Origin of the sequence: Sphingopyxis sp. (assembly GCF_041916015.1) — a bacterium.
In the GTDB taxonomy this organism is placed as follows: Bacteria; Pseudomonadota; Alphaproteobacteria; order Sphingomonadales; family Sphingomonadaceae; genus Sphingopyxis.
The window spans coordinates 17,269-39,756 of the sequence record NZ_JAYSAH010000030.1 but is presented as its reverse complement, the minus strand read 5'-3'; the positions used below and the strand labels follow the sequence as shown (position 1 = coordinate 39,756).

Annotated in this window: 20 protein-coding genes; 14 read left to right on the top strand and 6 right to left on the bottom strand. The window is 64.3% G+C overall.

Going from position 1 to position 22,488, the window contains the following annotated elements:
* The coding region (locus ACE3SL_RS04910) for a transposase (protein ID WP_374524642.1) at positions 1 to 139 on the bottom strand (139 nt) is incomplete at its 3' end.
* Between the two features lie 36 nt (positions 140 to 175).
* On the opposite strand from ACE3SL_RS04910, the gene ACE3SL_RS04905 reads away from it, so the two are divergent.
* The 9 genes from ACE3SL_RS04905 (at position 176) to ACE3SL_RS04865 (ending at position 11,187) form a co-directional block, all read left to right on the top strand.
* Positions 176 to 1,405: a TonB-dependent receptor gene (locus tag ACE3SL_RS04905; protein WP_374524640.1), complete on the top strand. Its 1,230-nt coding sequence runs from the start codon at positions 176 to 178 to the stop codon at positions 1,403 to 1,405.
* A 29-nt stretch (positions 1,406 to 1,434) separates the two neighbouring features.
* Positions 1,435 to 2,121 (top strand): RraA family protein, encoded by a 687-nt coding sequence (locus tag ACE3SL_RS04900; RefSeq protein WP_374524639.1) that lies wholly within the window; start codon positions 1,435 to 1,437, stop codon positions 2,119 to 2,121.
* Positions 2,121 to 3,128 (top strand): hydroxyacid dehydrogenase, encoded by a 1,008-nt coding sequence (locus ACE3SL_RS04895; RefSeq protein WP_374524638.1) that lies wholly within the window; start codon positions 2,121 to 2,123, stop codon positions 3,126 to 3,128. Before ACE3SL_RS04900 ends, ACE3SL_RS04895 begins: the two co-directional genes overlap by 1 nt.
* Positions 3,129 to 3,176: 48 nt before the next feature.
* The gene (locus ACE3SL_RS04890) at positions 3,177 to 4,181 is read left to right on the top strand and encodes an MBL fold metallo-hydrolase (protein ID WP_374524637.1); all 1,005 of its coding nucleotides are present in this window, start codon (positions 3,177 to 3,179) and stop codon (positions 4,179 to 4,181) included.
* A 29-nt stretch (positions 4,182 to 4,210) separates the two neighbouring features.
* Complete coding sequence (locus tag ACE3SL_RS04885; RefSeq protein ID WP_374524636.1) at positions 4,211 to 5,524, top strand: MFS transporter; 1,314 nt, start codon at positions 4,211 to 4,213, stop codon at positions 5,522 to 5,524.
* Between the two features lie 415 nt (positions 5,525 to 5,939).
* A complete protein-coding gene (locus ACE3SL_RS04880) occupies positions 5,940 to 7,244 on the top strand; it encodes a hypothetical protein (protein ID WP_374524635.1) in 1,305 nt (434 codons plus the stop codon).
* Positions 7,241 to 8,095 (top strand): hypothetical protein, encoded by an 855-nt coding sequence (locus tag ACE3SL_RS04875; protein ID WP_374524634.1) that lies wholly within the window; start codon positions 7,241 to 7,243, stop codon positions 8,093 to 8,095. The genes ACE3SL_RS04880 and ACE3SL_RS04875 overlap by 4 nt, the downstream gene beginning before the upstream one ends.
* 29 nt (positions 8,096 to 8,124) lie before the next feature.
* Positions 8,125 to 8,691 carry a hypothetical protein gene (locus ACE3SL_RS04870; protein ID WP_374524633.1) on the top strand — a complete coding sequence of 189 codons (567 nt, stop codon included), beginning with the start codon at positions 8,125 to 8,127 and terminating at the stop codon, positions 8,689 to 8,691.
* A 63-nt stretch (positions 8,692 to 8,754) separates the two neighbouring features.
* On the top strand, positions 8,755 to 11,187 hold the full coding sequence (locus tag ACE3SL_RS04865) for a protein kinase (protein ID WP_374524632.1): 2,433 nt from the start codon (positions 8,755 to 8,757) through the stop codon (positions 11,185 to 11,187).
* Here ACE3SL_RS04865 and ACE3SL_RS04860 read toward each other — a convergent pair.
* Entirely contained in the window at positions 11,184 to 11,750 is a 567-nt protein-coding gene (locus ACE3SL_RS04860) for an ECF-type sigma factor (RefSeq protein ID WP_374524631.1), read from the bottom strand. The genes ACE3SL_RS04865 and ACE3SL_RS04860 overlap by 4 nt on opposite strands.
* 236 nt (positions 11,751 to 11,986) lie before the next feature.
* Between ACE3SL_RS04860 and ACE3SL_RS04855 the strand changes: the two genes are divergently transcribed.
* A complete protein-coding gene (locus ACE3SL_RS04855; RefSeq protein ID WP_374524630.1) occupies positions 11,987 to 13,708 on the top strand; it encodes a YadA-like family protein in 1,722 nt (573 codons plus the stop codon).
* Positions 13,709 to 13,891: 183 nt separating this feature from the next.
* Here the strand turns inward: ACE3SL_RS04855 and ACE3SL_RS04850 are convergent, their stop codons facing one another.
* The 3 genes from ACE3SL_RS04850 to ACE3SL_RS04840 all read right to left on the bottom strand — a co-directional run bounded on the left by ACE3SL_RS04850 (position 13,892) and on the right by ACE3SL_RS04840 (position 16,630).
* Positions 13,892 to 14,686: a DUF5681 domain-containing protein gene (locus ACE3SL_RS04850; RefSeq protein ID WP_374524629.1), complete on the bottom strand. Its 795-nt coding sequence runs from the start codon at positions 14,684 to 14,686 to the stop codon at positions 13,892 to 13,894.
* Positions 14,683 to 16,014, bottom strand: coding sequence for a site-specific DNA-methyltransferase (locus tag ACE3SL_RS04845; protein WP_374524628.1), 1,332 nt, complete (start codon positions 16,012 to 16,014; stop codon positions 14,683 to 14,685). The genes ACE3SL_RS04850 and ACE3SL_RS04845 overlap by 4 nt, the downstream gene beginning before the upstream one ends.
* 448 nt (positions 16,015 to 16,462) lie before the next feature.
* On the bottom strand, positions 16,463 to 16,630 hold the full coding sequence (locus tag ACE3SL_RS04840) for a hypothetical protein (RefSeq protein WP_374524627.1): 168 nt from the start codon (positions 16,628 to 16,630) through the stop codon (positions 16,463 to 16,465).
* Between the two features lie 188 nt (positions 16,631 to 16,818).
* On the opposite strand from ACE3SL_RS04840, the gene ahpC reads away from it, so the two are divergent.
* From ahpC to ACE3SL_RS04825, 3 genes are all read left to right on the top strand, one after another.
* Positions 16,819 to 17,382 (top strand): alkyl hydroperoxide reductase subunit C, encoded by a 564-nt coding sequence (gene ahpC / locus ACE3SL_RS04835; RefSeq protein WP_297661279.1) that lies wholly within the window; start codon positions 16,819 to 16,821, stop codon positions 17,380 to 17,382.
* A gap of 137 nt (positions 17,383 to 17,519) precedes the next feature.
* Positions 17,520 to 19,103 carry an alkyl hydroperoxide reductase subunit F gene (ahpF, locus tag ACE3SL_RS04830; RefSeq protein ID WP_374524626.1) on the top strand — a complete coding sequence of 528 codons (1,584 nt, stop codon included), beginning with the start codon at positions 17,520 to 17,522 and terminating at the stop codon, positions 19,101 to 19,103.
* Between the two features lie 19 nt (positions 19,104 to 19,122).
* A complete protein-coding gene (locus ACE3SL_RS04825; RefSeq protein ID WP_374524625.1) occupies positions 19,123 to 19,320 on the top strand; it encodes a hypothetical protein in 198 nt (65 codons plus the stop codon).
* A 4-nt stretch (positions 19,321 to 19,324) separates the two neighbouring features.
* Here the strand turns inward: ACE3SL_RS04825 and glpD are convergent, their stop codons facing one another.
* Entirely contained in the window at positions 19,325 to 20,842 is a 1,518-nt protein-coding gene (glpD, locus tag ACE3SL_RS04820) for a glycerol-3-phosphate dehydrogenase (protein WP_374524624.1), read from the bottom strand.
* Between the two features lie 125 nt (positions 20,843 to 20,967).
* On the opposite strand from glpD, the gene zwf reads away from it, so the two are divergent.
* On the top strand, positions 20,968 to 22,431 hold the full coding sequence (gene zwf, locus ACE3SL_RS04815; RefSeq protein ID WP_374524623.1) for a glucose-6-phosphate dehydrogenase: 1,464 nt from the start codon (positions 20,968 to 20,970) through the stop codon (positions 22,429 to 22,431).
* Positions 22,432 to 22,488 lie beyond the last annotated feature (57 nt).

The window sequence follows — 22,488 nt, the reverse complement described above, 5'->3', positions numbered from 1 at the left end:
TGCGCCACCGATAATAGGTCTGCTCGCTGATCGCGATCCGACGACACGCCTCGGCGGTCGTAGCGCCCTGCGCAAGCACAACCTCCGCCTCACGTAGCTTGCCGATAATCTCTTCCGGGCGATGCTTCTTGCTCGGCATTCTATATCTCCTTCGTCGTCCAAAATATCATCAATTTTGGACCACTCAGAAGGGGGCAGATCACTCGTCGAAGGCTGGGCGGGTCCGATCAACTTCGCGGTCGGCGGCGAATATCGCAAGGAACGCGCCAACGTCACGACCGATGCAATCTCGCCCACCGGTGCCTTCCTCTTTGGTAATCCGTCGCCCTGGTCGGGTCGCTATAATGTGAAGGAGGCCTATGCCGAACTCGTCGTGCCACTGCTGCGCGACGTCCCGCTGATCCGCGAACTCGATCTCAACGCCGCGGGCCGCATCACCGACTACAGCACCAGCGGTTCGGTGAAGACCTGGAAGGTCGGCCTCAGCTACAAGCCGTTCGACGATCTTCGCTTCCGCGGCACGCGGTCGCGCGACATTCGTGCGCCAAATCTCTCCGAGCTGTTCCAGGCCGGGCGCCAGAATATTTCCTCGGTCGACGATCCGGTGAACGGCGGGATCCGCGTGATCGGAATCCCGACTCTCAACACAGGCAATCCGAATCTGAAGCCGGAAATTGCCGACACCTTGACCTTCGGCGCGATCTACAGCCCGTCGTGGCTGCCGGGCTTCAACGTCTCGGTCGACTATTACGATATCAAGATCGACGATGCGATCGGCACGATTGCGGCGCAGACCGCCGTCGATCAGTGCTTCGACGGCGTGGCGGCAGCGTGCGCGGTGGTGGTGCGCGACGGATCGAACAACATCATCCGCTTCAACGCCTTTCCGATCAATCTTGCGTCGGCCAAGGTCAATGGCGTCGACATCGAAGCGGGCTATCGCACCAGCGTCGGGCAGGGGACGCTCAGCCTCCGCGCGCTCGCCGCCTATATCGGCAAGCAGGAACAAACCACGCCGGGCGCGGCGCCAATCGACCGCGCGGGCGAAGTCGGGCTCAGCAATTTCCCGCGCTGGCAGGGCGTCGCGCAGGTCAATTACGACACCGAACGCTTCGGTGGTTTTCTCCAGATGCGCTATGTCGGGGGCGGTCGCTACGACGTGACCCGCGGCCCGACGGCAATCGACCTCCAGCATATCCCGGCGCAGGCCTATCTTGACGGCCAGATCAGCTTCAAGCCCGACGTTGGCGACGGGCAGGTCGAGATGTTCCTCAACGTCCGCAATATTCTGAGCAACGATCCGCCGATCAATCCGTCGGCCGGCAACGTTCCGGTCGCGGTAAACACCACGCTTCACGACAGCTTCGGCCGCCTCTTTCGCGCCGGCGTCCGGTTCAAATTCTGACCCGGCGCAGAGAAGGAAAAAGACCACCCATGACCGGATTTAGCGTCCATCAGCGGACCCGAAGCGTCACCGATGCCGATATCGAACGCTTTCGTTCGCTCCCCGTTGCCAATGTGAGCGACGTCATGAACCGTATTCCGGCTGCAGGTCCATCTCTGCGGCCGATGCACCGGGCCGGCGTCCTCGCCGGTAGGGCTCTCACTGTGAGAACCCGGCCCGGTGACAATCTGATGATCCACAAGGCGCTCGACATGGCCGAAGCGGGCGACGTGATCGTCGTCGATGCCGGAGGCGACCTCACCAACGCCCTCATCGGCGAGCTTATGATCGCCTATGCGAAGAAAAAGGGCGTGGCGGGGTTCGTTCTCAACGGCGCGATCCGCGACTTCGGCGCGATCTCGCAGGACGACTATCCCGTCTTCGCAGCGGGGGTGACGCACCGCGGTCCCTATAAGGATGGTCCGGGTGAAGTGAATGTCGCCATCGCGCTGGGCAGCCTCGTGGTCGAGCCCGGCGATCTAATTCTGGGCGATGCCGATGGCGTCATCGCCGTCCCGGCTCGGGAGACCGACGCAATCCATGCCGCGGCACAAGCCAAGCATCGGGCGGAGACGGCGCAGCTGGACGCCATCGCGGCCGGAACCAACGATCGCAGCTGGGTCGACCGGACCCTGATCAAGCTCGGATGTGCGGGCGTTTCGGGAGCCGAAGGCTGATGACGTCCGCCAAACCGACGATCGCTATTCTCGGAAAGTCCATAGCGCCGCAGGCGATGGCTCTTGCAGAGGATGCCGGCGCTATCGTGGTGACCAGCGATCGCTATCTGCGTGGGAGCGAGCTTGAAGATTTCATGGCCCGGCACCGGCCCGACGGCGTGATCGTGCGGCTCGGTGAGATGACCGACGCGGCGATGGCGCTGGCGCCCGAGCTCAAAATCATCGCGAAGCATGGCGTCGGCTACGATAGCATCGACGTAGCGGCGGCCGCGGCGCGCGGAATTCCTGTGACGATCGCCGCCGGTGCGAATGCGATTTCCGTTGCCGAGCAGGCTTTCGCCCTCATGCTTGGCGTTGCGCGTCGCGTCGCCCATCTCGATGCGCGCATGCGCGGCGGTCATTGGGACAAACCCCATTTCCTCGGCACCGAGCTTTTCGGAAAGACCCTCGGCATCGTCGGCTTCGGCGCGATCGGTCGCCATCTCGCCGGCATTGGACGCGGGTTCGGGATGAAGATCGTCAAATATGACCCGATCGACGTGGAACCCTCCGATCTCGGTGAAGCCGTGGCGGCGAATATTGAGGATCTGATCGTGCGGAGCGATATCGTGAGCCTCAATTGCCCGCTGACGCCGGCGACGCGCAACATGATCGGCGCTCCGCAGCTCGCCGCCATGAAGAAGGGGGCGATCCTCATCAACACGGCACGGGGCGGGCTTGTGGACCTTGCTGCGCTCGCAGCGGCGCTACGTGACGGCCCAATCGGCGGGGCGGGGCTCGATACCTTCCCGTTCGAACCACCTGAACTGGACGCCGAGCTGCGCAGCCTGCCGAACGTCGTGTTCAGTCCGCACATCGGCGCGAGTACGGTCGAGGCCGGGGAACGGGTCGGCATGCTTGCGATGACGCAAGTGCTCGATTGCCTGGCCGGACGGGAGCTGGATCCAGCTTTTGTCGTGAACGCGGCCAAGCCCACAGAACCGTCGAAACTACCCTCGGCAGCATGATTGATAAGCGCCGCGGTCGACGGCGAACATATATGGGAGAGTGAGACAATGACGAGGAAAAACCTGACCGCCGGGACCGCAGCCTTTCTGTCTCTTGCGTTCGTCGCGAGCGCTTCGGGCCAGACCAAGCCGGTCGGCGTGCCGCTGCCCGAGACGGCGCGCGCGAAGATCGCCGAAGCCGACCGGCTTGCCGGCGACGACATGCTGCTGCGCGCGATGCGCAACTACCATTGCTATTATGTCGACCCGGTGCCAGCGCCGTTCCGCCCGAGCGTCATGGAAACGACCGATTTCCTGTTCGGCACCAGGATTCTCGATAATGTCTATTATCTCGGCTACCTCAATCTGGCCGCCTATGCGATCCGCACCCCCGACGGGCTTGTGCTGGTCGATGCGGGGGGCAGCGAGGCGCACGGGCGCGCGATCCTCGACTGGATGACGAAAGCGGGATTCTCGCCCGGCGACCTCAAATATATCATTGTCACGCACGAGCATTTCGATCATTTCGCCGGCGCGCCGCTGCTGAAGGCCGCGACGGGCGCGAAGATCGTCGCGGGCGCCGATGCGCCGTTCGGTGACGGCAAGCTTTCGTTTCCGGAATCGATGAAGCCCCTCGACGTTTCGGTGAAAGGGCGCATGACGCTCAAGCTCGGAAAGACGGACATTGTCCTTTTGCCGACGCCGGGCCACACCAAGGGTACCATTTCGGTTTTTGCGCCCGTCGAGGCGAACGGACAGCGCCATATGGCATCCTTCTGGGGCGGCAAGGGCATGCGCCCCAATGCCGCTTCGATCCGCGAGATGATCCAGTCGCTTGCCGTTTTCACTGCGGAATCTGAGAAGCTGAAGGTCGACGTGCCGCTCAACACGCATAGCTGGGGCGACGCGACCATCCCGCGGATTATCGACGAAATCCTTGTCCCGAGCCGTCCCAATCCCTTCGTGCTGAGCGCGGACCATTCGCGCAAGAATCTTCAGATTCTCGAACGCTGCACTTCGGCCTATCTCGACGCTGTTGAATCCGGGGCGATTACCAAGGGCCTTCGGGACTAAGTCATCCTGCCGATTGTAAGGACAAGAACGTGGTCGCAAACGAAATCGAACGGACCGTCATGCGCAAGGTCCAGTGGCGCCTGCTGCCCTTCCTCGTCGTCTGTTATCTGTTCGCGCTGATCGACCGCACCAATGTCGGCATGGCGTCGCTGCAGATGACCGAGGACATCGGCTTGACCAAGTCCCAATTCGCCTTCGGCGCCAGCCTTTTCTTCGTCTCCTATTTTCTCGTCGAGGTGCCAAGCAACCTCGCGCTCGAGAAGTTCGGCGCGCGCCGCTGGATCGCGCGGATCATGATTACATGGGGGCTGATCTCGGCCGCCATGGCGTTCGTGCAGGGGGCGACCTCCTTCTACGTGCTGCGCTTCATACTGGGCGCGGCAGAGGCGGGCTTTTTTCCAGGCATCATCCTGTACCTCACCTACTGGCTTCCGCCGGCCTATCGTGGCCGTATCCTCGCGATGTTCGCCGTCGCCATCCCCCTCGCGAGTTTCATTTCCTCGCCGCTCTCGGGCGCGTTGCTCGCCATGGACGGCATATGGGGGCTGCGCGGCTGGCACTGGCTATTCATCCTTGAAGGGCTGCCGGCGTCCTTTCTCGGCATTGCCTGTCTCTGGATGCTCACCGACCGGCCCGCGCAGGCGAAATGGCTGTCGGGAGAGGAGAAGGCGTGGCTCGAGGCCGAGATGGTCTCGTCGAAGCGGCCCGTCGGCGGCCAGGCCGACCAGCCCAAATGGCATGTCTTCAAGAATCTCCAGTTCTGGGGTCTAGTGCTCGCCTGTGCCGGTGCCTCGGCTTCAGGATCGGTGCTTGGCGTTTGGCAGCCCCAGTTTCTCAAATCCTTCGGACTCAGCGATTTTACCACGGGCCTCGTCAATTCGATCCCCTATGGCGTGGCGACAATCGCAATGCTCCTCTGGGGCTATCATTCGGACAGGACCGGCGAGCGCCGCTGGCACACGGCGATCCCGTTGCTGCTCATCACGCTCAGCACGGCGCTCGCCGCCTTTGCGCCGTCGCTTGCGTTGGTCGTGTTGATGCTAACCTGCATCCTTGTTGGCGCTTATTGCTTCAAGGGGCCGTTCTGGAGTCTCGCGTCGGGGTGGCTCAGCCCCGCGAGCGCCGCGGTCGGCATCGCTGCGATCAATGCGACTGCCAACCTCATCGGTGGCGGCCTGATGGTCAACGTCTATGCCTGGGTCCATGATGCGACGGACAGTTATGCGCTCGCGCTGGCGCCGCTGTCGCTTCTCACGCTGGCAAGCGCGATCTCGATCATTGTGATCGAACGCCGTGCCAAGCGGGACGACATCGACCTTGTCCCGATCATCAGCGAAAAATGAAGTCTTTAAAGCATTGGCGAGCTTGTCCGTTCCAGTTCGTTAGTCGCGCAAAGCACTGGTTTTCTCGGAACGTCTGAAATTCGCCCTTCATGCCGGAAAGCAGTCAGTCCGAAATCGGCCAAGTCGAGCAAACTAGCGGCCGGTATGCAACGCGCCTGAAATCGGAGGCTCGAACAGGCGCCGGTCGCGATCTGAAAGCAGACTGCAGATTCTTGATCGGCTTCGATTGGCAATCGTTTCGGAACGGGCTGCGCGGAACTCGGAAACGGAGCTGCTGCCTTCGGCGCCAAAAAAATCGGACAATCCCGCACGGTGCTGTCCGCTTTCACCAGCCTCTCTCGTCTAGCGAAAGGTTCGGGAAGAATGCCTGCCCGACGACTTGCGCCGTGGCACGAGGGCAGACGGGAGAAAATCGATGAGGAAGTGGATCGGGACGGGTGGCCGGGTAGCATTGGCCGTATGTGCCACAGTTGGATTGGCGCCGGATTGCCTGGCCCAATTTGCCGCGACCGAGCAACCGCCTGAACAACGAGATGCGCAGCAGCGGCCCGCTGAACCGCCGCCCGGCAAGCAGCGCAGTTCCATTGCGGTGCCGGTCGTGCCGGCACAGCCCGTGACCATCATCGGCAATCCCGGCAATTCCCGCCGTGGACAGTTTGATACGCTGCCGAAGACCGTCTTGGATCCGGACACCGTCGAAGGGGCTGCATCTTCGGACAATGCTGCTGGTCGGGACTCGTTCGCCACGGGCAAAAAGAGCGGTGGTGCGAACGGGGCAGTGCCGTCCGGACTAAGCGGCGACGTCAATGAGGGTGTCCGGGTCTCCGATGTCGAACGCGGCTATGGTCGTGCCGCCGCCTTACCCGATAACGGCAATGGCGGATCGGCTGGCGGTGTCGGCCTCAATTCTGCCGGCGAAGGCAATTTGGGGTCCAGCGCCGGCCTGCTCAATTCGGTGGCCGGGCTGGGCGGGAACAGCAACGGCGGCAGCGGCGGTAACTCGGCGCAGGGCGGCACCAATTCCGGCAGCACCGGGATCGAGGGCGCGCTGAACTCCTTCGGCGGTGCAAACGGCGGTCGGTCCGACAATAGCAATGGCAACGGCAACCGGCGCTCGAACGGCGGTCCCGCCGAAAACGGAAACTCAGGCGGCGGCCGCGACAGCGCCGGCGGATCGGCAAGAAACCTGCCCGCGCAGGGCAATTCGGCGGGCTCGGGATCGGACAGGTCGGTCGATCGAAACCAGAATGAGACGCCCGCAAACAACTCGGGACGCGAAGCACCGAACAGCCAGAAGGACAAGTCGGGAGCCGATGGCGACGATCGTTCGGCGCGCAACGACAGCAATGCCAACGACAATGGCGGGTCGGATCGGAGCAACCGGGACGCGCCTCCCGAAGGCAATTCGGATGGCGCGGCCAAGGCCGGCGCCCCCGATCGGCCCGAAGAAGAAGGCTGGTCGGCGGGTAGCGACCCGGTTGGCCGGGCGGCGGCGCGGCGGCGCTTCGGCGATCTGGGCGCGGCTGCGGCGGGGCGTGATTTGCTGGGTGAGAAACGCGACGCGGAAGCGGTCGATGCGGAGGAAGGCCTGCGCCGGATCGGCGACCGGGTCGACCCGCTGACCGGCGCCGTGGGCATCGAGGCGCCCGTCGCCGGCGGCGTTTCGCCGCTGCTGCGCGCGGTCGTCGAAACCGCAAAGAAAAGGAAGCAGAAGAAATGAAATATCTCGGAACGATGATTGTCGCGCTCGCGCTCGCCGCACCGGCGGCGGCGCAAACCGGTCCCGCGACCGACTTGTTCGCCTTTTCGCAAGGGGCGCGGTTGGTGCAGGTTCCGGACGACGCCGAATTTACGGCGATGGACAGCAGCCCGTTCAACCTGATCGACGGATCGGCGACGACCGACTGGACGGGCGAAGCGGGGCGGCCCGCCGTGTTCGTGCTCGAACTGGCGGAGCGAACCGAATTGTCGCGCGTCGCCTTTGACACCGCCTTCCTCAATCGCGACGAAAAGTCACCGCGCGCGATCTGCGTCGAACTGTCCGACACGTCGGCGCGCAGTGGTTTCGTGCCTATCCTGGCGGCCGATCTGAAGATGAAGAAGGATGGTCAGAGCTTCGGCTTCGACCCTGAGCATCGCCCGGTCGGTCGCTGGGTGCGGCTGACGATCGCGAGCAATTATGGCGACGATTATACCGGCCTCACCGGCTTTCACGGCTATGGCCGCCAGCTCACCGCCACCGCGACGCTGCCCGATGTCACCGGACGCTATGAAGGATGGAGCGGCTGGGGCACGCTCAACCTTACGCAGAGCGGCGATACGGTAACCGGCTGTTACGAATATCAGGCGGGACGCGTTACCGGCCACATCGACGGCCGGGTGTTGACGCTCGACATGGTGGAGACGGGCCCCGACGGCACGCCGCGGCGGTTGCGCGGCTATTTCGGGCTGACGCCTGACGGCGGCAAGCTGATCGGCTTCGCGCGCGGCCTCACCGAGGCCGACCGCCTTGGCTATGCGACCTATATGAGCGCGGACCGGCGGGCGAGCCGCCCCGGCGCGTGCCGCTGACATCATTTGCGAACGAAAGGATTTTGGGGATGAGCAGATTGATCATGCTGGCTGCCGTCGCGGCGTCCCTGACGCTATCAGGATGTGGCGGCGAAGCGGCGGGCAAGGGCGATGGCGCGGGTACGGCTTCGTCGGATGCGGCGAAGAGCGGGACGGCCCCGCCGCGCGACTGGAATGCCGCCGACGCCTGCGCCGTGGTCGACAAGGCGTCGATGTCGGCGATCCTCGGACAGGCGGTCACCGAAACGCGGCTCGGCAATGTCAGCCAAAGCGACGGCGCGACCGCGGTCACCTCCGAATGCAGCTATCAGCTTGCCGATGGCGGATCGGCCACCCTGATGCTGCGCTGGTCGCCGATCGGCGACAATAGCGAAGGATCGATCAACCTGACCCGCAATGGCCTGGAGCAGACGCTCAAGGGTTTCGGCGGTCATGTCGAGACGATCGACGGGCTCGGCAAGGCGGCCTTTTGGGCTGGGATGACCAAATCGCTCAATGTCTTCATCGATGAGGATAAATTCGCGATCATCACGGTACCGGCGAGCGAAGCGTCCAGGGAACAGGCCATGGCGCTTGCCCGCAAACTTGGTGCTTGACGACCGCCGCGCGGCGGTGCTGCTTCGTACCGAAGCGTGATGATGCGTCGGGGGAGGGGCGATATGGTGCGGCAGCCGAGCCGGTCCGAATGGAGCCATATTCAGGCGCTGTTCGCCGAATTGATCGATCTCGACCCCACGGCGCAGGAGCACCGGCTGGCGGCGGAGGACGACTTCATTGGCGGGCAGTTGCGGGCGTTGCTCGCTGCGTCGCGCAATTCGGGGATATTGGACGGCGCGGCGCCGTCGTCGCTCGAAACCGCCCCGCGCCGCGCATACAGCTCTCTTTCCGAGGGCGCCGTCATCGGCGGCTTCACCATCGACCGCCTGATCGGGCGCGGCGGGATGGGGGAGGTCTATGCCGCGCATCGCAGCGACAGGATGTTCGACCAGCAGGTGGCGATCAAGCTGCTACGTCCCGAATCGGTTGCGCACAGCGAGTTGTTCGACCGGGAACGCCGCCTGCTCGCCGGGCTTGAGCATCCGGGGATTGCGCGGCTGATCGACGGCGGTGTCGCCCCCGACGGGCGGCCCTATATGGCGATGGAATATGTGACCGGCGAGCCGATCGACGCGTGGTGCCGGACCCATGACGCCGATCTTGCGACGCGATTGCGCCTGTTCTGCGATGTCTGCGAAGCGGTGGCCTATGCGCACGGCCACCTGATCGTCCACCGCGACCTCAAGCCGTCGAACATATTGGTCGACGGCGACGGCCGCGTGCGGCTGCTCGATTTCGGCATCGCGCGCTTTGTGGAGATCGAAGGCGAGGGCGAGGCGCAAACCACGGTTGCGCTGATGACCCCCGATTATGCTGCGCCCGAACAACTCGGCAATGCCGCCCCGACCGTTGCCACCGACGTCTATGCGCTGGGCGTATTGTTGTTCGAATTGCTTACCGGTCACAGCCCGTGGCGCGAGCCGGGATCGGCGCTGCCGTCGGTGATCCGGCGCATCCTGAACGAAGACCCGCCCTTGCCCAGCGCACTCGTGCCGCCCGGCTATCCCTTCGGGCGGCGCGAGGTGGCGGGCGATCTCGACGCAATCGTGCTCAAAGCGATGCGCCGCGCGCCGCAAGACCGTTATCGCGGCGTCGGCGAGCTGGTCGACGATGTCCGGAGCCATATGGCCTTGCGCCCCGTTGCGGCGCGCTCGGGTTCGGCGGGCTATACGATCGGGCGCTACCTGCGCCGGCACCGCGTTGCGACGGCAGCGGCAGGCGCCGCTCTGCTCGCCATCGTGGCGGGGGGCGGTGCGGCGGCGTGGCAGGCGCGTCAGACGGCGATCGAGCGCGACGTCGCCTTGGCCGAAGCGCGGCGATCGGAATCGATCAACCGCATGCTGACCGTCATGTTCCGCGACACCGCCAGCAGCGCGGTCGGCGAAGAGGCGACGGTCAAGCAGATGCTCGATCAGACGGCGGCGCAGCTCGTCGCGTCGGTCGACCGGAGCGCGAAATCGGCTACGCTGATTACCACGCTTGCCGATCTTTACGTCAATCTGGAGGATGCCGCCGGTGCCGACGCGCTGCTCAGCCAGGCGCTTGCGCGCGGCATCGGCGCCGGCGATCCGGTGGCGACCGCAGAGATCAAGCTGCGCCTCGCCTCGACCGCTGCCGCGATGGGGCGGACCGACGACATGGCGCCGCTGCTCGATTCGGCCGATGCCGTCTTTGCTGCCGACCCGGCGCGTTTCCGCAAGGAACGCCTCGAAAGCATGAGCGGCCGGGCGCAGCTCGCGCGGCGCAAGGGCGATTACGACACGGCGATCCGGTTGCTGCAATCGAGCCTGCCCGACGCCGACCGCGTCTATGCCGAGGATCATCGCGAACTGTTGACCCGATATAACAACCTGCTCGTCTATATGGTCGAGGCGAACCGGCTCGATGCGATGCCCGCGGTCTTTGCCGCCGCCGACGCAGCGCTGGCGCGGACGGGGCAACAGGGCAGCGTACAGGGGCTGGCGATCGAACAATTGAAGGGCGTCCGGCTGATGAAGCTCGACCGGCTGGCCGAGGCTGAGCGCCTGTTCCGCAGCGTCGCCGACCGCCGCCGCGCGGTGTTCGGCAAGTCCGCGGCGCTGGCGGTCGATCTGCTGCAACTGGGGCGCGCCGAACTGGCGCTGGGAAAATTCGCCGCGGCGCGCGATGTTCTTGGCGAGGCGCGGCCGATGGCGATCGACAATCTTGGCCCCGATGCGGTGCCGACGCTCGTCATCACGCTCGGCCTTGCCGAAGCCTTGGCCGAGGCGGGCGACACCGGACGGGCCGAAGCGTTACTTGCCGAAGCCGCGCCGCGGATCGCCTCGATGGGACCGGTCGGCCTGCCGCAGGGCATTGCGGCGCGGACGCGGGCGATCATCCGTCTGAAGCAGGGGCGGATGGCCGAGGCGCGGCGCGAGGCCGACGCATCGGAACAGATATTCAGGACGCTCGGCGCGCCGGGCGAATCCTACCTCAAATCCTTCGCCACATTGCGTCGGCGCTTGAGCACCTAGCCCGCGCCCATTTCGTTGTGCACCCAAGCGCGCGCCTGGAGCCACCAGCGGCGCACCGTCCGGTCGCTGACGCCCAGGATTTTTGCGGTTTCCTCCTCGGTCATCCCGGCGAAGAAGCGGCAGTCGATCAGTTGCGCAAGATTGGGGTCGAGGCGCGCGAGCCGTTGCAAAGCCTCGCCCAGCCGCACGACATCCTCGTCCTCGGGCGCCGCCGCGGCGAGCGAATCGAGGCTTTCGGTAAAGGCATAGTCGGGAGCGCCACGCTTCGCCGTCATGCGCGCGCGCGCGGCGTCGATCAGTATGTGGCGGATCGCGGTCGCCGCGCAGCCGAGAAAATGCCGTTCGTTCTCCCAATCGTTGCGCTTGCTGAGTTTCAGATAGGCTTCCGAAACCAGCGCCGTCGTCTGAAGCGTCTGTCCGCCGCCCGCGCGATAATGTTCGCGGCGCGCGATGATCTTGAGCTCGTCATACAGCGTGGCGATGAGCGCGTCGGCGTCGCCGTCGATGCTGCCCGCACGACCCGGTTTATCGTTGATCGCCCATCTCCCCGCATGACGCGCCATGTAGCACGCACCCTAGATGCCTGATTTATTTGCGGTCGGCGAGATAATTTCCGCTTTTTCGGAGGCGAAGCCTGTCCGGATCGGGCGACCATTCCCGTCTTTCCAAATGCTGCACCCGCGGCGCCGCGTTCGGCGGCGTCGACGAGGTGACCGCAAACAAGGCGCCACCAAAGGTCGTCGCGAGGGGTTGCCCGGAAACCGATCGGTATTGCGCCGATCCATAAGGAAAGATCGATATGAAACGCATGATCACCCTCATTGGCGCGACCGCGCCCCTTGCGATCCTTGCTGCCGTCGGCGTCGCGCCGAACGCCTATGCACAGGCGACCGTCCCGTGCGTTCAGAACGCAGGGGGCGATGGCATTCTCGGCACGCCCGACGACCCCGAAAATACGCTGGAGTGCGGGCTTGGCGCCGAAGCTTCGGCGCCGGGCGCCACCGCTTATGGAAGCGGGGCCAAGGCGACGGCCAACGAAGCCATGGCGGTCGGCTTCATCGCCGCTGCCGAAGAAACGCGCTCGACCGCCATTGGTACGGGCAGCAGCGCGACCGCGGACCAATCGGTTGCGCTGGGCTGGGGATCGGTGGCGGACCGCGGCACGACCGTATCGGTCGGCAACGCCGGCCTCCAGCGCCAGATCACCAATGTCGCGGCAGGGACGCTGGTGTCCGACGCCGTCAATGTGGGGCAATTGAATACCGCCATGGGTGCCGCGGCGCTGACCGCGATCGCCAACTCGGCGGTGCGCAGCGGCACCAGCGGCGATAGCAGCCTGCAAAGCGACGGCAGCAGCGCAAGCGGCAATGGCGCGGTCGCGCTGGGACAGGGACAGACTGCAACCGGCAACGGCGCCGTCGCGATCGGCGATCCGAATGTCGCAACCGGGACCGGCGCTGTAGCGATCGGCGCCGACAATCAGGCGATCGGCGACGGCGCTGTCGCCTTGGGCAAAGCCTCCAGCGCCTTTGGCTTGTCGGCCATCGCCATCGGCAACAATGCGAATGCGCTGGCCGATGGCAGCATCGCCATTGGTCGTGACACGATCGCGTCGCCGGCATCGGTGGCGATCGGCGCCAACGCCGCGGCAGGCGGGCAAAATGCGACCGCAGTCGGTCGCGACAGCCTTGCCAGCGGCCTTGCAAGCACCGCTTTCGGCCAAGGCGCGGCTGCCGGGGGCGATTTCTCGACTGCCACGGGCTATGGCGCGCGCGCGATCAAGGAGGGTGACACGGCGACGGGGTCGGGGGCCTTCGCCAATGGCGGCTATTCGGTCGCCTTGGGCGTGAACAGTCAGACCACGGCCCTCGGGGCGACCGCGCTGGGCGTGAACGCGAAAGCGTTGGGGGCGGACTCGGTTGCGATCGGCTCCAGCTCGGTTGCCGATGAGGCGAATACCGTGTCGGTCGGCTCGGCGGGCTTTCAGCGGCGTATCGTGAACGTCGCCGCGGGCACCGCGGCGACCGATGCGGCGAACGTCGGTCAGGTCCAGACGGTCGCGACCGCCGCGGCGGCGGCTCACATTACCGCCGATGCCGCCGTGTCGCAGAATATGGTGCAGGACAACCAGATTGCGGCGATTCAGACGGTGAACAATGTGCAGGACAATCGGCTGATGTCGCTGGAAAGCATGGCCGGAACCGCGCTTCCCGCGCTCCAGTCGCTTGCCGCGACGCACAGTGCACAGATCGGCGACCTTTATGCGATCACCGACCGCGACCGCCGCGAGGCGCAGCGCGGAACCGCCGCCGCGGTTGCGCTGGTCGCGGCGACGATGCCGTCGGAGCCTGGACGGACGAGCTATACGTTCAACCTTGCCACATTCCGCGGCGAACAGGCGGCCGGCGCGTCGATCGCGCACCGGTTCAATACCGACAACCCGTTCGCATTCACGGCCGGCGTCTCTTACGCTGGGCGTCACAATACGGCCGCGCGAATTGGGGTCGCCGGCGAATTCTGAGCTAAAAAGGGAAGGGCGGGCGCGGGGAAGTGAGCCCGCCCTTTGTTTCCTTGGGTCTAAACCCGAACCGCATCCAAGGATTATTCGCGCCGGTCTCTGCGGAATGTCGGCTTTCTTGGGTTCGGGCTTGATAGCCGCCTGACCGCTATCGGCCAGATATGACGCGTCGCTACCTCGGAGACTTTATCGTGAAGCTCTTCTGCGTCGTAGCTTTTTGCCCTCGGCATAATCTCCGGCCTCCGACGCGCCATCGGCATAGCTGCGGTTCGCGAGCGTGGTTCGATATCGCGGCGGAAGCCGATCATTGATGATGTCGAAGATGCGTTGTTCGTGAACCCATTCGTCGAGCAGGATAGACTGCATTTTCGGGTCACGGATCATCCGGTGCTTGCGGGCAGCGCGCTTCACCTCCCGTGCAGCCTCGTCGCGGCGCGCGATGCTGAGATCCCACTGCTTCTTCTCTTCGGGCGAGAAGGGACCGTGGACCTCAGCCGTCCCACGCTTGGGGTCGATCTTGATGTCATCGGGATGCGGGATCATCTCGGGAGGCTCGATCCCGAGCTTCTGGCAGCGCGCGATCTCGCGATCGGCGTCGTCCTTGTAGCTGACCAATGCCATAAAATACTCGAGCTGGGTTTGCTTCTGGTCGCTCTCGATCGAGCGCAGCAGCATTGTAAAGTCGCGCTGGGCGATACGATTTCCCTTGAGTGCGTTCTGCTGCATCGCACGAAGGATCGCCTGGTTGACTGGCATATCCACCACCCGATCACCTTCGCGAACGCGCACGGTGCGATAGGCCTCCTCGAGGATCAGCGTTGTCGTCGGCTCATCGCTACCGAGCAACCGGCTCGTTGGCAGCTTGACCGCGCGAGCCTTGCGCGGCCGGCCGCGCGGGTTGCCCGATTTGCCCTTCGAGAACCGGTGTTCAGCCGGCGGCTTGCCGTAGCCCACAGGGTAATCGTCATCACCGTCGCTCATTCGGCGGCCTCACTACCAAGACCGATACGCGCGTCGGCGACGTCCTCGAACGGCATGCCGCTCGAGGAGAGCTTGGCCCGCTTGCCGGTGAGCGCTTCCCAGCGGCGGACGATGGTATCACAGTAGAGCGGATCATATTCGATGAGCCGGGCAATGCGTCCGGTCTTGTCGGCGGCGATGAGCGTGCTGCCCGATCCACCGAACGCATCAAGGATGATCTCACCGCGACGCGAGCAGTCGCGGATTGCATCGGCAATGAGCGCGACCGGCTTCACCGTCGGGTGCATGGCAAGCTCCTCCGACCGGCTTGCGCCGATCGAGCTGATCCCGGCATAGTCCCAGACATTGGTCCGGTACCGCCCGGTCTCGCCAAGGCCGAAGCTGTTCGTATGCTCTTCAGTGCCCTGCTTGAACACGAAGATCAGCTCATGCTTCGAGCGATAGAAGGCGCCCATGCCGCCGTTGGTCTTGTTCCAGACGACAAGATTCTTGAGCTCGGTGAACGCTGACCGCCCGGCGATGAGCAATTCGCCCATGTGGCGCCAGTCCATGCACACAAACGCAATCGCCCCGTCGCGCATCATCTCTGCCATGTTGCCGAGCGTCTCGGTCAGAAAGGTCGCGAACTGGTCCTCGCTCATCTCGCCGGTCGCCATCGCGAACTCGCGGTGCCGGACCGACCCGAGGCCGCAGACATTGCCGTCGATCTTCACATTATAGGGCGGGTCGGTGAAGACCATGTCGGCCCGCTCGCCCTGCATCAGCAGCGCCAGATCCTCCGATCGCCGCGCATCGCCGCACAGCAGGCGGTGCCGTCCGAGCAGCCAGAGGTCGCCCATGCGGCTGACCGGCACCCCGGCTATCTCGGGAACATGATCGTCCGGATCATCGGACCCCTCAGGATCACTGTCGCCAGCCTCGTCGAGAACCAGATCGACTTCGGCGAGGCTGAACCCGGTGAGTTCGACATCGAAGTCGAGATCGATCAGCCCCTGCAGTTCGATCGCCAGCATCTCGCGGTCCCAGCCGGCATTCAAGGCCAGCTTGTTATCGGCGAGCACATAGGCCCGCCGTTCGGCCTCCGACAGATGCGACAGCGCGAGCGTGGGAACCTTGCGCAGACCAAGCAGCTTCGCGGCCTCGACCCGGCCATGGCCGGCGATGATCTCGCCATCGTGGGACACCAGCACCGGGTTCGTAAAGCCAAAGCGCTCGATCGATGCCGCGATCTGCTTGATCTGCCTTTTCGAATGCGTCCGCGCATTGCGCGCATAGGGCCGAAGCGACCCGACCTCGCGTTCGACCAGCTGTGAATATCCCTGGACCATGATGCCCCTGTCCCGATGTTCTTGCCCAGCTGGAACGTGGGAACAAAGAGAGCCATTAAAAGGACATTTGAGCGAACATATCGCATGAAATGCACGGCTCGTCGCACCAGGAAATCCGCGCAATCCTGGCGGCGCTGGCGGCCTTTGTAACCGAGCATTTCGCTGTTATCGGCCGGCGCCTTCCCTGTTCAGGGTGAAGGATTTCCCTGATATGGAGAATCAAATTCCCTGTTATTCGCGCAGGGAATTTTGATCGATTTTCTCCGAAAAGGTTCGGAAATCTCGGCTTTATGTGCACCGGCACGAGGCACGTCATGACGCAAAAAACCATGATTTCCCTGTTAATTCCCGCAGAACAGGGAATTTCAGCCAGAGACACGTTCGATACCGACTGCGTGGCGCGCCATTTTTCCGAGCAGGCGCATGAATCGAAAAAGGCGGGCCGCCCCTATTCGGGCGTCTGTTCGGCGCGCTTCAGCTTGCGCGCCTTTTGCTCGTGCCGGACCGCGGCTTCGCGGAGGCGGCGCGCGAGGAAGGGGTCGTCGGTCGCGTTCGCTTTCAGCCGGGCGACGCGCGCCAGCTGCTCGAAATAGATGGAGTCGCGAATCTGGTCCATTCGGGGACGCTTATCACGACCGCGCCGCAAAAGGCTCAGCGCAATTCCGCGGTTTTTCCCGAAACGGGGCAGGTCGCGGCCTGAAAGGAGTAATCGAAAATATCGATCAAAACTTCCTATATTTTCACTTTCCGCGCTGCAACAATCATGGCTAGAGGGAGCCTCCAACAACCAAGGAGCTCTCCTCAATGTCCGTTCTGAACACGACCCTGAAGCCTTTCAACGCCACCGCCTACAAGGACGGCAAGTTCGTCGACATCAGCGACGCCGACGTGAAGGGCAAGTGGGCGGTCTTCTTCTTCTACCCGGCCGATTTCACCTTCGTCTGCCCGACCGAGCTCGAGGATCTCGCCGATATCTATCCGCAGCTGCAGAAGATGGGCGTCGAAGTCTATGCCGTGTCGACCGACACGCATTTCTGCCATAAGGCCTGGCACGACACCTCGCCGGCGATCGGCAAGATCAACTATTACATGGTCGGCGACCAGAACCATAACATCTCGAACAATTTCGAAGTTCTGCGCCAGGGCGTCGGCCTCGCCGACCGCGGCACGTTCGTGCTCGACCCGCAGGGTGAAATCCAGCTCCTCGAGATCACGCCCGAGGGCGTGGGCCGCAACGCCGCCGAACTGCTGCGCAAGATCAAGGCGCTGCAATATTGGGTCAGCCACCCGGGCGAAGTCTGCCCCGCGAAGTGGGAAGAAGGCGCCGAAACGCTGGCTCCCTCGCTCGACCTCGTCGGCAAGATCTAAGCCTTAAATTCCCCGTGTGTCCCCGCGGAGGCGGGGACCCATCTCCGGCCGGTTCTATTTTGCACCATCCGGTGATGGGCACCCGCCTTCGCGGGTGCACACGGATATTTCTTTGAAACCGAACAGGAGCTCTCCCCATGCTCGACGCCAATCTGAAGCAGCAGCTTCAAGGCCTCCTCACGAATCTTCGTGAACCGATCGAACTGCTTTCGTCGCTCGACAACAGCGCGAAATCGACCGAGCTTGCGGATCTCCTCGACCAGATCGCGGCTTTGTCGGACAAGGTCGCTCTGATGCGGGCCGACGACGACGCGCGCCGCCCGAGCTTCCTGATCCGCCGCGTCGGCCATCCCGAAATCGCCGTGCGGTTCGCCGGTATCCCGCTCGGCCACGAGTTCACCTCGCTCGTCCTCGCGCTGCTTCAGGTCGGCGGCCACCCTCCGAAAGTCGCGCCCGAGGTGCTGGAGCAGGTCGCCGCGCTCGACGGCGACTATCATTTCGAAACCTATTTCTCGCTGTCGTGCCAGAATTGCCCCGACATCGTGCAGGCGCTCAACCTGATGAGCGTCGTCAACCCGCGCATCACCCACACCGCGATCGACGGCGGGCTGTTCCAGTCCGAGGTCGAGGATCGCAAGATCATGGCGGTGCCGACGATTTTCCTGAACGGCGAGACTTTCGGTCAGGGCCGCATGGAGCTCGAACAGATAATCGCGAAACTCGACAGCGGAGCCGAAGCCAAGGCGGCCGAGAAGATCGCGGCCAAGGACGCGTTCGACGTGCTTGTCGTCGGGGGCGGGCCCGCAGGTGCCGCGGCTGCCATCTATGCGGCGCGCAAAGGCATTCGCACTGGCATTGCCGCCGAACGCTTTGGCGGGCAGGTGCTCGACACGATGGGAATCGAGAATTTTATTTCGGTCCAGCACACCGAAGGGCCGAAGCTCGTCGCGCAGCTCGAGCAGCACGTCAAAGATTATGACGTCGACATCATGAACCTGCAGCGCGCCGAGAAGCTGATCCCGGCGAAGGCCGAAGGCGGCCTGCACGAGGTCAAGCTCGCGAGCGGCGCGTCGCTCAAGGCGCGAACGGTGATCCTCTCGACCGGCGCGCGCTGGCGCCAGCTCGGCGTGCCGGGCGAGGACGAATATCGCAACAAGGGCGTCGCGTACTGCCCGCACTGCGACGGTCCGCTCTACAAGGGCAAGCGCGTCGCGGTGGTCGGCGGCGGCAACAGCGGCGTAGAGGCGGCGATCGACCTTGCGGGCCTCGTCGCGCACGTCACGCTGATCGAGTTCGACAGCGACCTGCGCGCCGACGCGGTGCTTCAGCGCAAGCTCGCGAGTCTGCCGAACGTCAGGATCATCACCTCGGCGCTGACCACCGAAGTGCTCGGCGACGGCGAGAAGGTGACGGGCCTTGCCTACAAGGACCGCAATTCGGATGAACCGCATCAGGTCGAACTCGAAGGCGTTTTCGTCCAGATCGGCCTTGTCCCCAACACCGAATGGCTGAAGGACAGCGTCACCCTGTCGCGCCACGGCGAGATCGAGGTCGATCATCGCGGCGAGACGAGCCAGCGCGGCATCTTCGCTGCCGGCGACTGTACGACGGTCCCGTACAAGCAGATCGTCATCGCGATGGGCGAGGGGTCGAAGGCGGCGCTGTCGGCGTTCGACTATATGATCCGCTTGCCTGCGGACGCGGAAGCCGAAGCGGCCTGATATTTTTCGTCACCCGGACTTGATCCGGCATCCCGCTTTCCTCCAAATGAGCGGGACCCCGGATCAAGCCCGGGGTGACGAAGACAGGATGACCGAAAAGAAGAAACCGCCCGCGCCGATTCCGCTTTGCCGTTTCGAGGAACTGGCCGAGCGCGAGAACCGGCTGCGCGAGGAAGGGGCGCGCAAACGGAAAGACCGCGGCCGCAAGGACGGTTAGACCGTTAGGCGGGCTGCGTGACGGGCCGCTTGGCGTCGAGCAACGCGGCAAGCGTCGCTACCTCTCCTTCGCTGAACAGCAGCCCCAGCTTGCTGCGCCGCCATAGAATATCTTCGACGCCGCGCGCCCATTCGCGGGTCATCATCCATTCGACCTCGGCGGCCGAAAGCCCGTGCGCGATCTCGCCGCCCAGCGCGTCCCAACTGTCGGCATCGCCGAGCCAGCGGCGCGCGTCGGTGCCATAGGCCTTGACGATGCGGTCGATGGTCGCGGCAGGCAGGAAGGGATGGGCGAGCTCATATTCGGCCTTGAGCGCCGCCGCGCCATTGATCGGAAAATCGCCGCCGGGCAGCGGCGCGGTCGCGGTCCAATGTTTGGCCGACACCGCGCCCAGATGGCCGGACAATTCATCGACCGCATGTTCGGCGACATGGCGATAGCTGGTGATCTTGCCGCCATAGATGGTGAGCAGCGGCGCGCCTTCCTCCAGATCGAGGTCGATCCGGTAGCCGCGCGTTGCCGCCTCGGGCCGACCCGACCCGTCCTCGACCAGCGGCCGCACGCCCGAATAGGTCCAGACGACATCCGCGGGACGCACGGGCTCGCGGAAATATTCGCTCGCACCCTCGCAGAGATAGGCGATTTCCTCCGCGCTCGCATGGATGCCGGTCAGGGGTCCGTCATGGTCCTGATCGGTCGTCCCGATCAGCGTGAAGTCGCGCTCATAGGGGATGGCGAAGAAGATGCGCCCGTCGGGAAGCTGGAAGAAATAGGCATAATCATGCTTGAACTTCCGGCGCACCACAATGTGCGAGCCGCGCACGAGCCGCATCTTGTAATCGGGCGGCGCCGACGCGCGGCCCAGCACATCGAGTACCGCGGGGCCCGCCGCGTTGACGAGGCTCCGGCCGGTGAAGCGATAGCTGTGGCCGCGGTCGTCCGACGCCTCGACGACCCACAGCCCGTCCTCGACGCGCATCATCTCGGCACGCGTATGCGTCCTGATCCGCGCCCCGCGGTCGGCGGCGTCGCGGGCGTTGAGGAGCACGAGCCGCGCGTCGTCGACCCAACCGTCCGAATATTCGAAACCCTTTGCATATTGCGGCCGGAGCGGCTCGCCCGCGACATGTTTTCCGAGATCGATCGAGCGTGTTGGCGGCAGCTTTTTCCGCCCGCCGATATGATCGTAGAGAAACAGCCCGAGCCGCAGCAGCCAGCGCGGGCGGAGGCCCTTGCGATAGGGGAGGACGAAACGCAGCGGCCAGACGATATGCGGCGCGATCCCCCACAATATCTCGCGCTCGTTCAGCGCCTCGCGCACCAGGCCGAACTCATAATGTTCGAGATAGCGGAGCCCGCCGTGGACGAGCTTGGTCGATTTGGACGAGGTGCCCTGCGCGAGGTCGCCCGCTTCGAGCAGCAGCACGCGCGCGCCGCGTCCCACGGCATCGCGCGCGACGCCGGCGCCATTGACACCGCCGCCGACGACGATGACATCATAGGGAAGGGCTGCGTCGGGCATGGCGACGTCCTATGGCAGCAAAGGGCGATTTGCCAAGGCCCCGACATCGTATGCGGCCTACGTATGCGCGTTGCATTCGCGGGGCACATTCTCCAATTCGTCAAAACGATACCAAGGGGACCGAAGTGAGCGTGAAAGTCGAAACCCTGATCCTGTTCGGCGCCACAGGCGACCTTGCGCAGCGCATGCTCTTTCCCTCGCTCTACAATCTCCATGTCGACGGGCTGCTGGCCGACGCGCTGACGATCGTCGCGTCGGGGCGGTCGAAGATGGATCGCGCGGCCTGTCATGCGATGGTGCGCGAGGCGCTGGCCGATCATCTTTCCGCCGACCGGCTCGACGAAGGCCAGATCGAAAGCTTTCTTCAGCGCATCGATTATTGTCCGGTCGATGCCGGGGCGGGCACCGGTTACGAAGATCTCGCGGCGCTGCTCGGCGACCGGCTCGGCCGGCCGATTGGCGCTTATCTCTCGACCCCGCCCTCGATGTTCGGACCGATCGCGCAGGGTCTGAAGGCCGCCGGGATCGCCTGCGCCGAATGCCGCATCGCGATGGAAAAGCCGATTGGCCACGATCTCGCCTCGTCGCGCGCGGTCAACGCGCAGGTCGGCGATGCCTTTGCCGAGGATCATATCTTCCGCATCGATCATTATCTCGGCAAGGAAACGGTCCAGAATCTCCTCGCGCTGCGCTTTGCGAACATGCTGTTCGAGCCCTTGTGGAACGCGCAGGCGATCGACCATGTCCAGATCACCGTCGCCGAGACGGTGGGCCTCGAAGGCCGCGTCTCCTATTATGACGGCGTCGGCGCATTGAAGGACATGGTGCAGAACCATATGCTCCAATTGCTCGCGATCATCGCGATGGAGCCCCCGGCGAGTGTCTCATCGACCGCGGTGCGTGACGAGAAGGTCAAGCTGCTGCGTTCGCTCCGCAAGATGAGCGCGGCCGATGTCAGGGCGCACAGCGTCAAGGGCCAATACACCAGCGGCGCGGTGAACGGGCAGGCGGTCGCGGGCTATGCCGAGGAGCTCGGCCATCCGTCGAACACCGAAACCTTCGTCGCGATCAAGGCGTTTATCGACAATTGGCGCTGGAAGGGCGTGCCCTTCTATCTCCGCACCGGCAAGCGGATGCCCGAGCGCAAGTCCGAGGTGCTGATCCAGTTCAAGCCGGTGCCGCACAATATTTTCGGCCGCGTTGGCGCCGAAAAGCTCGATGCGAACATGATGATCATCAATCTGCAGCCCGAAGAGAATATCCGGGTCAAGGTGATGGCGAAGCAGCCGGGGCTCGACCGCGACGGGGTGAAATTGAAGGAGGTCACGCTCGACGTCTCGCTCTCGCACAGCTTTGCGGGCGAGCGGCGCCGGATCGCCTACGAGCGGCTGCTGCTCGACTTCATCGAGGGCGAACAGACGTTGTTCGTGCGCCGCGACGAGGTCGAGGCGCAATGGCAGTGGATCGACTCGATCCTCGGCGCCTGGGCCGAGGTCGATATGGCGCCGCAGAATTACACGGCGGGAAGCTGGGGCCCGTCGAGCGCGATCGCACTGATCGAACGCGACGGAGCAAGCTGGCATGACTGAGCGGGCATCGCATCCAAAAAAATCCGTTCGCCCTGAGCTTGTCGAAGGGCTGCTCTT